Origin of the sequence: Streptomyces albiflavescens (genome assembly GCF_014645835.1) — a bacterium.
In the GTDB taxonomy this organism is placed as follows: domain Bacteria; phylum Actinomycetota; class Actinomycetes; order Streptomycetales; family Streptomycetaceae; genus Streptomyces; species Streptomyces albiflavescens.
The window spans coordinates 85,015-98,139 of sequence record NZ_BMMM01000015.1 but is presented as its reverse complement, the minus strand read 5'-3'; the positions used below and the strand labels follow the sequence as shown (position 1 = coordinate 98,139).

The 13,125-nt window shown below is 68.9% G+C and carries 13 protein-coding genes; 7 read left to right on the top strand and 6 right to left on the bottom strand.

Annotated elements, in window-relative coordinates; genetic code table 11:
• The first annotated feature begins 172 nt into the window (after positions 1-172).
• A complete protein-coding gene (locus IEY95_RS34060; protein WP_189190043.1) occupies positions 173-1,450 on the top strand; it encodes an amino acid deaminase in 1,278 nt (425 codons plus the stop codon).
• Between the two features lie 12 nt (positions 1,451-1,462).
• Positions 1,463-3,070: an N-acyl-D-amino-acid deacylase family protein gene (locus IEY95_RS34055; protein WP_373294603.1), complete on the top strand. Its 1,608-nt coding sequence runs from the start codon at positions 1,463-1,465 to the stop codon at positions 3,068-3,070.
• A 34-nt stretch (positions 3,071-3,104) separates the two neighbouring features.
• On the opposite strand, the gene IEY95_RS34050 is transcribed toward IEY95_RS34055, so the two are convergent.
• From IEY95_RS34050 to IEY95_RS34040, 3 genes are all read right to left on the bottom strand, one after another.
• Positions 3,105-3,965: a S1 family peptidase gene (locus IEY95_RS34050; protein ID WP_189190041.1), complete on the bottom strand. Its 861-nt coding sequence runs from the start codon at positions 3,963-3,965 to the stop codon at positions 3,105-3,107.
• A 111-nt stretch (positions 3,966-4,076) separates the two neighbouring features.
• On the bottom strand, positions 4,077-4,274 hold the full coding sequence (locus IEY95_RS34045) for a hypothetical protein (RefSeq protein ID WP_189190040.1): 198 nt from the start codon (positions 4,272-4,274) through the stop codon (positions 4,077-4,079).
• A 107-nt stretch (positions 4,275-4,381) separates the two neighbouring features.
• The gene (locus IEY95_RS34040) at positions 4,382-5,041 is read right to left on the bottom strand and encodes a hypothetical protein (protein ID WP_189190039.1); all 660 of its coding nucleotides are present in this window, start codon (positions 5,039-5,041) and stop codon (positions 4,382-4,384) included.
• A 126-nt stretch (positions 5,042-5,167) separates the two neighbouring features.
• On the opposite strand from IEY95_RS34040, the gene IEY95_RS34035 reads away from it, so the two are divergent.
• Both IEY95_RS34035 and IEY95_RS34030 read left to right on the top strand, forming a co-directional pair.
• Positions 5,168-6,379 (top strand): pyridoxal phosphate-dependent aminotransferase, encoded by a 1,212-nt coding sequence (locus IEY95_RS34035; protein WP_189190038.1) that lies wholly within the window; start codon positions 5,168-5,170, stop codon positions 6,377-6,379.
• Positions 6,380-6,482: 103 nt separating this feature from the next.
• Positions 6,483-6,905: an SCO4983 family protein gene (locus IEY95_RS34030; protein WP_189190037.1), complete on the top strand. Its 423-nt coding sequence runs from the start codon at positions 6,483-6,485 to the stop codon at positions 6,903-6,905.
• 178 nt (positions 6,906-7,083) lie between these two features.
• Here the strand turns inward: IEY95_RS34030 and IEY95_RS34025 are convergent, their stop codons facing one another.
• Positions 7,084-8,202, bottom strand: coding sequence for a glycosyltransferase (locus IEY95_RS34025; protein WP_189190036.1), 1,119 nt, complete (start codon positions 8,200-8,202; stop codon positions 7,084-7,086).
• Between the two features lie 239 nt (positions 8,203-8,441).
• On the opposite strand from IEY95_RS34025, the gene IEY95_RS34020 reads away from it, so the two are divergent.
• The 3 genes from IEY95_RS34020 (at position 8,442) to IEY95_RS34010 (ending at position 11,154) form a co-directional block, all read left to right on the top strand.
• Positions 8,442-9,056 carry a tetratricopeptide repeat protein gene (locus tag IEY95_RS34020; protein WP_229703554.1) on the top strand — a complete coding sequence of 205 codons (615 nt, stop codon included), beginning with the start codon at positions 8,442-8,444 and terminating at the stop codon, positions 9,054-9,056.
• A gap of 245 nt (positions 9,057-9,301) precedes the next feature.
• On the top strand, positions 9,302-9,883 hold the full coding sequence (locus tag IEY95_RS34015) for a tetratricopeptide repeat protein (protein WP_189190034.1): 582 nt from the start codon (positions 9,302-9,304) through the stop codon (positions 9,881-9,883).
• Positions 9,880-11,154, top strand: coding sequence for a glycosyltransferase (locus IEY95_RS34010; protein ID WP_189190033.1), 1,275 nt, complete (start codon positions 9,880-9,882; stop codon positions 11,152-11,154). Before IEY95_RS34015 ends, IEY95_RS34010 begins: the two co-directional genes overlap by 4 nt.
• A gap of 59 nt (positions 11,155-11,213) precedes the next feature.
• Here IEY95_RS34010 and rfbD read toward each other — a convergent pair whose 3' ends face one another.
• Together rfbD and rfbB are read right to left on the bottom strand one after the other, a co-directional pair.
• Positions 11,214-12,122 (bottom strand): dTDP-4-dehydrorhamnose reductase, encoded by a 909-nt coding sequence (rfbD, locus tag IEY95_RS34005; RefSeq protein WP_189190032.1) that lies wholly within the window; start codon positions 12,120-12,122, stop codon positions 11,214-11,216.
• Positions 12,119-13,093, bottom strand: coding sequence for a dTDP-glucose 4,6-dehydratase (gene rfbB, locus IEY95_RS34000; protein ID WP_189190031.1), 975 nt, complete (start codon positions 13,091-13,093; stop codon positions 12,119-12,121). Before rfbB ends, rfbD begins: the two co-directional genes overlap by 4 nt.
• Positions 13,094-13,125 lie beyond the last annotated feature (32 nt).

Sequence of the window (13,125 nt, the reverse complement as noted above, 5' to 3'; positions counted from 1 at the left end):
CCTCGCTCTCGCGGCCAAAGGCGCTCCGTGCGCCGTTGACCCTGCGTTGGCTGGGATGTTAGACAGCAGTAAGCGTCATGCGCAATGACCGTTGCACATAGCGCAATACACCAGCGAGACCCACGCACCGCATCCGCGGCGCACCGCATCTCACCTCGTCAAAGGAGGCCCCATGGGCGCCGACACCGCCGCAGCACAGCTGGCCGCACTCACGGCGGACCGCGTCGACCACCGCTTCAAGGGCCTCCCCCCGGACGCCGCGGGCCTGACCGTCGGGGAGCTGGCCGCCCAGCGCCGCAACCTCTTCACGGACGGCTTCACCACCCCCGTCCTCGCCCTCTCCGCCGAGCGCCTGACGCACAACCTCGAACTCATGGAGACGTACGCGGCCCGCCACGGCCTCGCTTTCGCCCCGCACGGCAAGACCTCGATGGCCCCGCAGCTGTTCTGGAAGCAGATCGAGCACGGCGCCTGGGGCATCACGCTCGCGATGCCGCACCAGGTGCGCGTGGCGAGGGAGTTCGGGATCGACCGGATCTTCCTCGCGAACGAGCTCGTCGACGCGGCGGCGCTGCGCTGGATCGCCGCCGAGCTGGCCGAGGACCCGGACTTCCGCTTCATCTGTTACGTCGACTCCGTACGCGGCGTCGAGCTGATGGACGCGGCGCTGCGCGGGACCCCCCGCCCCCTCGACGTCGTCGTGGAGCTCGCCGCCGGCGAGGGTGCGCGCACCGGCATCCGTACGGAGGCGGAGTGCGCGGAGGTCGCCGACGCGGTGGCCGCGACGGGGACACTCCGCCTGGTCGGCGTGGCGGGCTACGAGGGCGAGGTCCCGCAGGCGGATCCCGAGCGCGTGCACGCCTGGCTGCACCGGCTGACCGCGCTGGCGGCGGACTTCGACAAGGCGGGCCGGTTCGCGGGGCTCGACGAGATCGTCGTCAGCGCGGGCGGCAGTGCCTGGTTCGACGCGGTGGCCGACGTCTTCGCGCGGATCCCCGAACTCTCCCTCCCCATACTGAAGTTGCTGCGCTCCGGCGCCTACGTCTCGCACGACGACGGCCATTACCGCAAGATCACCCCCTTCACCCGCATCCCGCAGGAGGGCGCCCTGCACCCCGCCTTCCGCCTCTGGTCCCAGGTCGTGTCCCGCCCCTCCCCCGAGCAGGCCTTCACCAACGCGGGCAAGCGGGACGCGGCGTACGACCTGGACCTGCCCATCGCCCAGGTCGTACGCCGGGACGGCGCCGAGCGCCCGGCCACCGGCATCGCGGTCACCGGCCTCTCCGACCAGCACAGCTGGCTCCGTACGACCGCGGAGGCGGATCTCCAGGTCGGCGACTGGCTCGGCATGGGCCTCTCCCACCCCTGCACGTCCTTCGACAAGTGGCAGCTGATTCCGCTGGTGGAGGCGGACGGCACGGTCGTCGACTACGTCCGCACGTTCTTCTAGGAGGCCCCTGTGATGGATCTCGTCATCCGCGACGCGGAGGTCGTCGACGGCACCGGTGGCCCCTCGTACCGCGCCGACGTGGGCATCGAGGGCGGCGTGATCACCACCGTGGTCAAGGAGGCCGCGGCGGCGGGCTGTCTGCGCCCGGTCGCCCGCCGCGTCCTGGATGCCGAAGGCCTGGCGCTCGCGCCCGGTTTCATCGACATGCACGCGCACAGCGACCTCGCGCTGCTCCGGGACCCGGACCACAGCGCGAAGGCGGCGCAGGGCGTGACCCTGGAGGTCATCGGCCAGGACGGCCTGTCGTACGCGCCGGTGGACGACCGCACGCTCGCCGAGGTCCGCAGCGCGATCACCGGCTGGAACGGGTACGGCGACGACATCGACTTCGACTGGCGGTCGGTCGGCGAGTATCTGGACCGACTGGATCGGGGGATCGCCGTGAACGCGGCGTACCTCATCCCGCAGGGCACGGTCCGTATGCTCGCCGTCGGCTGGGAGGACCGGGCGGCCACACCCCAGGAGCTGGACCGGATGCGGCAGTTGGTCGCCGAGGGGATGGCACAGGGCGCGGTCGGCATGTCCTCGGGGCTGACGTACACGCCCGGGATGTACGCCGAGGACGCCGAGCTCACCGAGCTGTGCAGGGTGGTCGCCGAGTACGGCGGCTACTACTGCCCGCACCACCGCTCGTACGGGGCGGGCGCCCTGGAGGCGTACGAGGAGATGGTGGCCCTCACCCGTGAAGCCGGCTGTCCGCTCCACCTGGCCCACGCCACCATGAACTTCGGCGTGAACAAGGGGAGGGCACCGGACCTGCTCGCCCTCCTGGACAAGGCGCTGGCACAGGGCGCGGACATCAGCCTGGACACGTACCCCTACACCCCGGGCTGTACGACCCTCGTCGCCATGCTGCCGAGTTGGGCGAGCGAGGGCGGCCCGGAGGCGATCCTCGAGCGTCTGGCCGACGAGGACACCGCCGAACGGATCCGGCACCACATGGAGGTCGTCGGCGCCGACGGCTGCCACGGCGTGCCCATCGAGTGGGACACGATCGAGATCTCGGGAGTGAACGACCCCTCGCTCGCGCCCTACGTCGGCAGGACGGTCCGGCAGTCCGCGGACCAGCGGGGCGAGGCCCCCTGGGTGACCGCCCGCCGTCTGCTCCTCGACGACCGGCTCGGTTCGACGATCCTCCAGCACGTCGGCCACGAGGAGAACGTCCAGTCGATCATGCGCCACCCCGTGCATACGGGCGGCTCCGACGGCATCCTGCGGGGCGACAAGCCGCACCCGCGCGCTTACGGCGCCTTCCCGCAGTATCTCGGGCGGTACGTACGGGAGTTGGGCGTCCTCTCGCTGGAGGAGTGCGTCGCCCATCTCACCGGCCGCCCCGCCGCCCGCCTGCGCCTGCCCGACCGCGGGCTGGTCCGCGAGGGGTACCGCGCCGACCTGGTCCTGTTCGACCCGGCCACGGTCGCGGCGGGCTCGACCTTCGAGGAGCCCCGCACGCTGCCGACGGGCATCCCGCACGTCCTCATCGACGGCCGTTTCGTGATCGAGGACGGGCGCAGGACGGACGTACTGGCGGGGCGGGCGGTCCGCCGTACTCCCCGGTGACCGCCCGCCCCCACCCTCTTGGGGCCTTACGGCCCTACGGCTTGGGCAGCGTGCACCCGGTGCGGCTCAGGTCGAGCTTGTTGTCGAGGCCGAAGCAGGGGACGATCTGATAGGTCTCCTCGGCGTAGTTGATGCCCTCGCGGACGGTGACGTTGCCGTTGGCGTCGACCTCGCAGGGGTTGTTCTCCGTGCAGCGTTCGCCGTTCTCGTTGCCGGTGTTGTTGACGGCGACGACCTTGCCGGTGGCGTTGTCGATGACCGGCGAGCCCGAAGTACCGCCGATGGTCTGGCAGGCGGAGGTGTAGCGGACCGAGTCCTTCCAGGTCCAGTCGCCTTCCTTGAGGCGGTAGACGAAACCGTCGATGTTGCAGGCGTACGTCCGCTTCCAATAGCCGGAGACGACCGTGATCGCGGTACCGGCGACCGGGTGCGTGTCCTGAAGCGTGAGCGCGTTGATGCCGTACGAGCTCTTGATCTGCGCGTAGGTGCGGGTGAGCTGGTAGATCGTGATGTCCGTGTCGGTCATCGTGGAGTACGCGACCTTGCTCGCGCGCAGCGTCGCCACCCTGGTGCCGGCGGAGTTGAGCAGGCCGAACGAGCGGCTGGAGGCCTGGTCGACGATGACCTCACCCGGCGCCGGGAAGCCGGTCTCCAGGCAGTGGCCGTTGGAGAGCACGAGCGCGGGGTCGTCGTCCTCGGAGTTCGGGAAGCGGATGACGGATCCGGAGCAGTTGCTGAGCGAGACGGTGCCGGCGAAGTTGACGGCCTGGATCGCGGGTGCGGCCGTGCTCTTCGTGGTCGCGCCGTCCGTGGTCACGGGCGCCGCGACCGCGGGTGCCACGCCTGCCCCGGCGATCACCAGGGCGAAGAGCGCGGCAACGAGAGGCTTTCTCATGTGGGGGTCCCCTCTTGCGACGTGGGTGACCGAAGGTTTTCCGGTCACCTGTTGATTTGTCATGCGCATTGTGAGGGGAGAGGGGGTGAGGGACAAGGAGTTGTTTTTGGCCTAGGCCGGTGGGGGTGTTTCGCGCCGGGAGGCGAGAGTGGCGTCGATGAACTCGAACAGCTCGGCGCCGGACATGGTGATCGGCGCGCCGAGTTCATGGCAACGGGCCATGCGGTTCGGCGTGATACAGCCCGCGAAGAGCACCACGGGCCCGTCGGCAACCGGCACCTGACGGTTCGTCCGAAAGATCTTCTCCATGAAGGCCGCCCCGGCGGGAGAAGGATCCCGCGGCAGCCCACTCGACCCGGCGCCGACCGGTAGCGCCCTGCCCCCCTCACGGCAGGTCAATCAACCGGCATCGACGGCTACTTGGGCCGCTTCGTGGCTCCTTGGCCGTGGCCGTTGGAGTTGCCCCGGCCGTCCTCGGTCGTGGAGGTGGCCGTGGCGGTCGCGGGAGCCGTGGACGCGGGGGCCGTCGAGGCGCTCGCGGACGGGGAGGCGGAGGCGGCGCCCGCACTCCCGGACACCCCGGGCGACGCGGTGGGCGACGGGCCCACCGAAGAGGTTCCCGCGGTCGTGGCGGAGCCCTGCGTGGGCGCGGCGGCCCCCGTGGGGAGGTGCGGGGGCGAGGCCGGTTTCCCGCCCGTACCGCGCGACCCCTCGGACGCCCCGGAGTCGAACACCCCAGAGATCACGACGGCGAGGAGGACGACGCACGCCACCCCGCCGGCCACGGCCAGCCGGCGCAGCAGCCGGGCCCGGCGTCGGCGCAGCAGACGCTCGCGGCGGCCGGACGGGTCACCCGACGGATCACCGGGCACGGCGTCCTGGACGAGGGTGTCCTCCCCGTCCCCGTCCGCCCCCCGCGCGACGGGGGCACCGTCACCGCCCTCTTCGTACCCCTTCTGCCAGCCGTGCGCCTCGGCCGGGTCCGTGTACGCCTCATAGGCCGGGGTCGCCTCGCCGTCGCTCTGCGGGAGGTACACCGTCGGCGCGGTTTCGGGTTCGCCGGACTGCCAGGACATGGGCGCGCATTCTAGGTGCCGCAAGGGCTTACGGCGTAGCGAGCGGACAAAGATGGCCAAACCGCCACGTCTCACGTGGTGAAAAACACCCCCCGCGGAGCGTTACGCGGCCGTAAGCTCACGGACATGCAGGTGATCCAGTCCACGAAGCTCGCCAACGTCTGCTATGAGATCCGGGGTCCGGTTCTTGAGGAGGCGATGCGGCTTGAAGCTGCCGGTCACCGCATCCTCAAGCTCAACACGGGAAATCCGGCGGCGTTCGGTTTCGAGTGCCCGCCCGAGATCCTGGAGGACATCCTCCGCAACGTCTCGTCGGCCCACGGCTACGGCGACGCGAAGGGCCTGCTCGCGGCGCGCCGAGCGGTGGTCATGCACAACCAGACCCTCGGCATCGAGACGGACGTCGAGCACGTCTTCATCGGCAACGGCGTCTCCGAGCTGATCGTGATGGCGATGCAGGGCCTGCTGGACGACGGCGACGAGGTGCTCGTACCCGCGCCGGACTACCCGCTGTGGACCGCCGCGGTCTCCCTCTCCGGCGGCACGGCCGTGCACTACCACTGCGACGAGCAGTCCGACTGGATGCCCGACCTCGCGGACGTGGAGCGGAAGGTCACCGACCGCACCAAGGCGATCGTGATCATCAACCCGAACAACCCGACGGGTGCGGTGTACGACGAGGCGATGATCCGGGGCCTGACGGACATCGCCCGCCGCCACAACCTCCTCGTCTGCTCCGACGAGATCTACGACAAGATCCTGTACGACGGTGCCACGCACACGGCGACCGCCGCGATCGCCCCGGACCTGCTCACGCTCACCTTCAACGGCATGTCGAAGGCGTACCGGGTGGCGGGTTACCGGGTGGGCTGGATGTCGATCTCGGGCCCGCGCGCGCACGCGGACTCCTACATCGAGGGTCTGACGATCCTCGCGAACATGCGGCTGTGCGCGAACATGCCGGGTCAGCACGGTGTGGTCGCCGCACTGAGCGGACGCCAGACGATCAACGACCTGGTGCTGCCCGGCGGGCGGCTGAAGGAACAGCGGGACGTCGCCCACGAGCTGCTGACGCAGATCCCGGGCGTGAGCTGTGTGAAGCCGAAGGGGGCGCTGTACCTCTTCCCGCGCCTCGACCCGAAGGTCTTCAAGATCAAGGACGACCGGCAGATGGTCCTCGACCTGCTGCGCCGCGAGAAGATCATGGTCGTCCAGGGGACGGGCTTCAACTGGCCCGCGTCGGACCACTTCCGGGTGGTCACGCTGCCGACGGTCGGCGATCTGACCGACGCGGTGACCCGGATCGGCAACTTCCTGGACGGCTACAGCCAGCCGTGACCCTCACGCTGTGTGCGCGGTACGACAAGTTCTGCGACCGGGCTCAACTTTAGACGAAATCTAAGCTAGGATGGCTTCCTGTCAGAGCACAGGAGGCCGTCCCATGTACGAACCGATCCGCACCAAGTCGGTCCACACGATGGCCGGCACCACCCCCTGCGACTTCCCCCACCGGTCGCGCGAGGAGGAGCTGGACATCCAGCTCGCCGGTCACCTCGCGGCGCTGCTCGCGGTGACGGACGAGATCCGCGCCCTCGCACCGTCCGCCGACCTCGACACCGCCGCCGAGCGGCTCGCCGGGCAGGTGGCGCGGCTGCGGGGAGGGTCCACACCCGTACGGTCCACGGTGGCCGCCGCCGTCCATGAACCCGGCGCGGTGGCGCTCCACCAGCGGGCGCACGCGCTTGCCGGGCGCGCCCTCGTCGTCGCCGCGTCCCGCGCCGACACGGCCGCCGCGATCCTGGCGGCCGAGCGCATGGACGCCCACGCATCCGCCGCCGACCCCCGCGAACTCGCGTCCCACTGAGCCCCACGGCTCCCCTCGAACGGCCCCGGTCCGCGCGTACCCGCAGCGACGCGCGGACCGGGTTGCCACGACATCGTCGCGACCCTGCCCGAGAAGCATCCGACGGCCGCGGCGCCTACCACCCGGTGGACCGTGAGGTTCGCCGGGCGCCTTCGACGCCCTGCGGGCCGTGCCCCCTTCAGACGCCTACGAGTTGCTTCGAGCGCAGGTGGCGTCGCGCGAGCTCCAGATTCTGGATCACGCGGTCACGGTGTTCGGCGGGCAACTTGTTGCCGATCAGCAGGCGTTCACAGCATTCCTCCGCTTCCGCGTACTCCCCGACCCAGTAGGCGGACACCGCGAGTTCGTCGAGGGCACGCCAGTCGCACCACTCCGACTGGATGAACATGTGGTCGCCGCTCGGATACGGGAGGCGTGCCGCCTCCCGCGCGAACAGGTGGGCGAGCGGCCACCGCTGCCCGTTGAGGCGGCACCAACTCGCGAGTTCGCCGAGCGCTTCGGCGCGCGTGGGGCGGCTCTCGTGCGCACCGAGAAAGCGGTTCATCACCTCGGCCGGCGGTCGCCCCAGCTGTACGGCGAACTGTGCGGCGAACAGGCGGGAGCAGAAGACCTCCTCGTCCGAGCCGCCCATGCCCGCCCGGCGGTCATAGGTTTCGAGTGCCTTCTCCAACTCACCGGCGTTGCCCCAGCTCTGGGCGAGGTAGAACACATAGCGCCCGTTTTCGGGCTCCTTGATCAGGCCCTGTTGGAGGATCTCGGCGTCTGCCAGGTACTTCTCCCGCGTGCTTTTCCCCTTGCTACGTCCCCCGCCACCCACGACGACGATCGTGGCGCCCTCCAACACCCCGCTGGTGTACTGCGAACCACAGTCGAGGTACTCGTGCAGGACGCCGACGTACCGCCACGGCAACCGGGTCGAAACCAGGGCGCGGCGCCGGTGGACGTCGGGGCCTTCCCGCAGGGTGACGTCGTAGGCGTCCCGAGCCAGTTCCGGCATTCGAGCGCCGCGCGGCACGTCCATCACGTCGTCGGCGTCCATGAAGAGCAGATAGTCCGCCGTGGCGCGGGCGAGTTCGATCGCCTCGCTACGGCTGCCGTCGAACCCCTTCCAGGGTCGTTCGTACAGTTCGCCGGGCAGGTCGCCGTAGACGTCGCGGATGATGTCCTGCGTACCGTCGGTGGAGCCTGTGTCCACGATGACCCATCTGTCGATCAAGGGCCGTACGGATTCGAGACAACGCCGGATCACCGGGGCTTCGTCCTTGACGATCATGTTCAGACAGATCGTTGACTTCACGGGTCCCATCCCACTCAGCAGCGGCACACAAGCGATGCGTGACCGTATCCAGCGACTCAACGCCACGCAAAGAGGCTGGCCCGACGCCGTCCATTTCCGACTCGTGCATTCGGGTGGATTGCATCACCCAAGCGCCTGCCGAGTGGCGGTGTCATCGGGGCGGCGTCGTAACGTCCCTGCTGGCCACCCGAGTTGAGGCACACCCATCCGTGCTCCGCTATTCCACGAGATGTGACAAGGTGAAACACAGGAAATTGCTGGTAGGACTCACCGGCGCAGGTGCTGTTGTCACCGGGGTGACATCGTGGGCGCTTGCGTCCCACTTGGCAGCGGACCCGAACTCCAAGGCGGCGAACCAGGTTCTCCGGGAGGCCGATTCGGTTCTGCTGAAGGGAATTCGGCAGGATAAGAATCACGATTACGAAGGCGCCGCTCGTAGCTACAAGCGGGTTCTGGAACTGGATCCTCACAACGTGTACGCCTGGTACGACCTGGGGGTCATCGCACAGCGGGACGGCAGGACGAACGACGCCCGTACGGCCTACGACAAGGCCCTGAAGAGCGATCCGAAGTTCCCGCAGGCTCTCTTCAACAAGGCGATTCTGCTGAAGTCGAGCGATCCCGATCAGTCCATGCGACTCCTGAGACGCGCCATCGCCGCCAAACCCGGGGCGTCCACGGCCCATCTGCAACTCGCCGGAATCCTGGCACAGAAGAACCGTGTCGACGAGGCCGCGGACGAGTACCGTCGCGCGGTCGCGACCGACCCCTCGCTGCTTTCCCAAGTGCCGTCGCCGTACCGGGAATCTCTCAGCCCCACCCCGACATCGAACCGAGCGGAGGGCGACGGATGATGTCCCTGAGGCCGACCCGAAACAACCGCTTTCAACTCGTACATTCGGGTGGTTTGCGTTCTCCGAGCGCCTGCCGAATGCCGGCGACATAGAGGCGCACCGTAACCTCTGTGCCGATCAACTGAGATGAGCCGCATCTATCCGCCTTCCACTATTCCACGAGATGTGACAAAGTGAAACGTAGAAGTTTGTGGGCAGGGCTCGCGGGAACGGTAGCGATCGGCGCCGGGGTGACTCTCTGGGCGATGCACTCCCCGTCGACCGGCTCCACGGCATCCAAGGCCCTATCGGCCGGCTCCACAAAATCCAAGGATTCGTCGTCGGCGAACCGGGTTCTCCAAGATACCAATCTGCTTATGCAGACCGGGATTCTGCAGGAGAAGCAACACGATTCCGAAGGTGCTGCCCGTACCTACAGGCGAGTTCTGGAACTGGACCCCGGGAACAAGTTCGCCTGGTACAGCCTGGGGGCCATCGCACAACAGAGCGGCCGGACGGCGGATGCCCGTGCGGACTACGAAAAGGCTCTGAAGATCGATCCCTCATTCGTGTCCGCTCTCAACGGCGAGGCGAATCTGCTCGCGGCGAGCGAACCCGACCGGGCCATTGATCTCCTGAACCGCGCCGTCGCCGCCGATCCGAAGGCGGCCACGACGCACCTGCAACTCGGTCTCCTCCTGGCGAAGGAGGACCGCAACGACGAGGCCGAGGCTGCTTTCCGCCGCGCGGTCGCGGCCGACCACCAGACGCTTTCTCAGGTCCCGGAAGAGTTCCGGGATTCCGTAAGCACCCCACCCACCTCTAGCCACGCAGGGAGCAGCAGATGACGTCGACGGCGACACCTAGGTTCTCCGTCTTCACCCCCAGCCACAGGCCCCGCTTCCTCGACGACTGTCTGGCGACCTTGCAGGCGCAGACCTGTTCGGACTGGGAATGGATCGTCCTGCTCAACAACGGCGCCCGATGGCGGCCGGAGCACCCCGACGAGCGGGTCCGGGTGGAGATCGCGGACGATGTCAAAGGCGTCGGAGCGGCGAAGCGCAGGGCCTGTGAACTTGCCCGCGGCGAGATCCTCGTGGAACTCGACCACGACGACCTGCTGGCGAAGGCCTGCCTGGCGGAGGTCGGCAAGGCGTTCGACGCGAATCCCGAGGTCGTCCTCGCCTACAGCAACACCGCGCAGATCACCGAGGACGGAAAGCGGGACGACACCCGTTTCAACGAGGCGCACGGTTGGCAGTACAGCGAGGCGCGCGTCGACGGCCGCAGGCTGCTCCAGGCGCAGTCCATGGCTCCGACGCCGCACAATGTCGCCTACATCTGGTACGCGCCCAACCATGTCCGGGCGTTCCGCAAGGAGAGCTACGAAAAGGCCGGCGGATACGACGCCGAACTCACGGTCCTGGACGACCAGGACCTGATGTGCCGCCTCTTCCACATCGGCGACTTCCACCACATCAACCGCTGCCTGTACCTCCAGCGGGTTCACGCCGGGAACACCCAGAGCGACCCGGAGATCAACGCGCACATCCAGCGCCAGACGGTCACCCTGTACAACAAGTACATCGAGGCCAACGCCCTCGCCTGGACCCATCGGCGCGGACTGCTCGCGGTGGACCTCGGCGCGGGGCACCGGAAGCCACCCGGCTACGTGGGCGTGGACCAGTACCCCGGTAAGGGCGTCGACATCGTCGCGACCCTGCCCGGGAAGCTCGACCTGCCGGACGACTCGGTCGGTCTGATGCGGGCGGTGGACTTCCTCGAGCACGTGCCGGCCAAGGTGCCGCTGATCAACGAGCTGTACCGGCTGCTGGCACCCGGCGGCATGCTCCTCAGCATGACGCCCAGCTCCGACGGCCGCGGCGCCTACCAGGACCCGACGCATGTCGCGTACTACAACGAGAACTCGTTCTGGTACTACACGGACAACCAGTACCGCGCCTTCGTGCCGCAGATCGAGGCGAAGTTCCAGAGCTCGCGACTGGTCACCTACTACCCGTCCGAGTGGCACTCCCGGAACGACATCTCGTACGTGATCGCGAACCTCATCGCGATGAAGGAAGGCGCCGAGCGGTGCGGCGGTCCGCTGCTGGTCTAGGCGGGTAACGCGAGAGGCGCCCTGCGGGACCGTCGGGTCCCGCAGGGCGCCTCCTGCGTTCAGGGCCGCTGTGTCGTCCGCGCCGCGTGGGCCAGGTCGGCGAAGGCGGGTGCCTTCAGAGCCGAGGCCAGCTGGTCCTCCCACTGCGGGAGCGGGCCGAGCCCGGCCCGCAGCCAGCTGCCGTGACCGAGTACACCGAACGCCGGGCGCGGTGCCGGACGCGGGAACTTGTCCGAGCCGACCGGACGGATCCGCTCGGGATCGAGGCCGCTGAGCCGGAAGGTCTCCCGCGCCAGACCGCACCAAGTGGTCCGCCCGGCCGCCGTGCCGTGATAGATGCCGGCCGGTGCCCCTCCGGTCAGCGCGGCGCGGCCGAGGGCGGCCAGCTGCCGGGCCAGCGCCCGGGACCAGGTCGGCTGGCCGTGCTGGTCGGCCACCACGTCCAAGGTCTCGTGCCGAGACGCGAGTTCGAGCATGGTGGCCACGAAGTTCGTTCCGTGCGCGCCGTAGAGCCAGGCGGTGCGCACGATGTAGCCGGTGTGCGGGAGGAGTTCGACAACCGCCCGCTCCCCCGCCAGCTTGCTTCGCCCGTACGCGTTCACGGGCCCCGTCGGCGCGTCTTCGGGGTACGGCCGACGGGCGTCGCCGGGGAGCACGTAGTCCGTGGAGATGTGCAGCAGGATGGCGTCACTGTCCGCGCAGGCGTGTGCGAGGTGGCGTACTCCCGTGCCGTTCACGGCTGTTGCCGCGGTCTCGGCCCGCTCGGCGCCGTCGACGTCCGTCCAGGCCGCGCAGTTGACGACCACCCGGTGCCCGGTGACGGCCGTGCGGACGACCGCCGGGTCGGTGATGTCCAGCTGCTGACGGCTCAGTCCCGTCACAACGGCATCGGGATCGGCGGCGAGTTCGGCCAGCACGTCCTGGCCGAGCATCCCGCCCGCACCGGTCACCAGCCAGTTCGTGGTCATCGCAGTGCCACCCGTGCTTTCAGCGGCTCCCACCAGGTGCGGTGCGCGCGGTACCAGGCGACCGTGGCGGCCAGGCCGTCCGTGAAGGACACCTGCGGGGCGTAGCCGAGCTGCTCGCGGATCTTGCCGTCGTCCAGCGAGTAGCGCAGGTCGTGGCCCTTGCGGTCGGCCACGTACTCGACCCGGTCCCAGCCCGCGCCCACCGCGTCCAGCAGCAGCCCGGTGAGCTTGTGGTTGGTCAGCTCGGTTCCGCCGCCGATGTTGTAGACCTCGCCGGCCCGGCCGCCGTGCAGGACCAGGTCGATGCCCCGGCAGTGGTCGGAGACGTGCAGCCAGTCGCGCATGTTGCGGCCGTCTCCGTACAGGGGGACCGGCTTCCCGTCGAGCAGGTTGGTGATGAAGAGCGGGACGACCTTCTCGGGGAACTGGTACGGCCCGTAGTTGTTGGTGCACCGGGTGACCACGACGTCCAGGCCATGGGTGCGGTGGTAGGCGAGAGCAAGCAGGTCGGCGCCGGCCTTCGAGGCGGAGTACGGGGAGTTCGGCGCCAGCGGCCATGCCTCGGTCCAGGAGCCCTCGCTGATCGAGCCGTAGACCTCGTCGGTGGACACATGGACGAAGCGGCCGACGCCGTGCCGGCGGGCCGCGTCGAGAAGCACCTGAGTGCCCGTCACATTGGTGCTTACGAAGGGACCGGCCCCGTCGATCGACCGGTCCACGTGCGACTCGGCGGCGAAGTGCACCACCGCGTCCTGGCCCGCCGTTACCTGGTCAACCACGTCCGGGTCGCAGATGTCTCCCTGGACGAAGGTGTATCCGGGGTGCTTCGCCACCGGCGCCAGATTCGCCTCGACTCCCGAATAGGTGAGTTTGTCGAGGACGGTGATCCGCGTCGCCGGATCCGATTCCAGCCGTCGGCGGACGTATTCCGAGCCGATGAATCCGGCGCCACCGGTTACGAGGATGCGCATGGCTCTCCGAGCTTTCTGCCTGATCAAGGGGA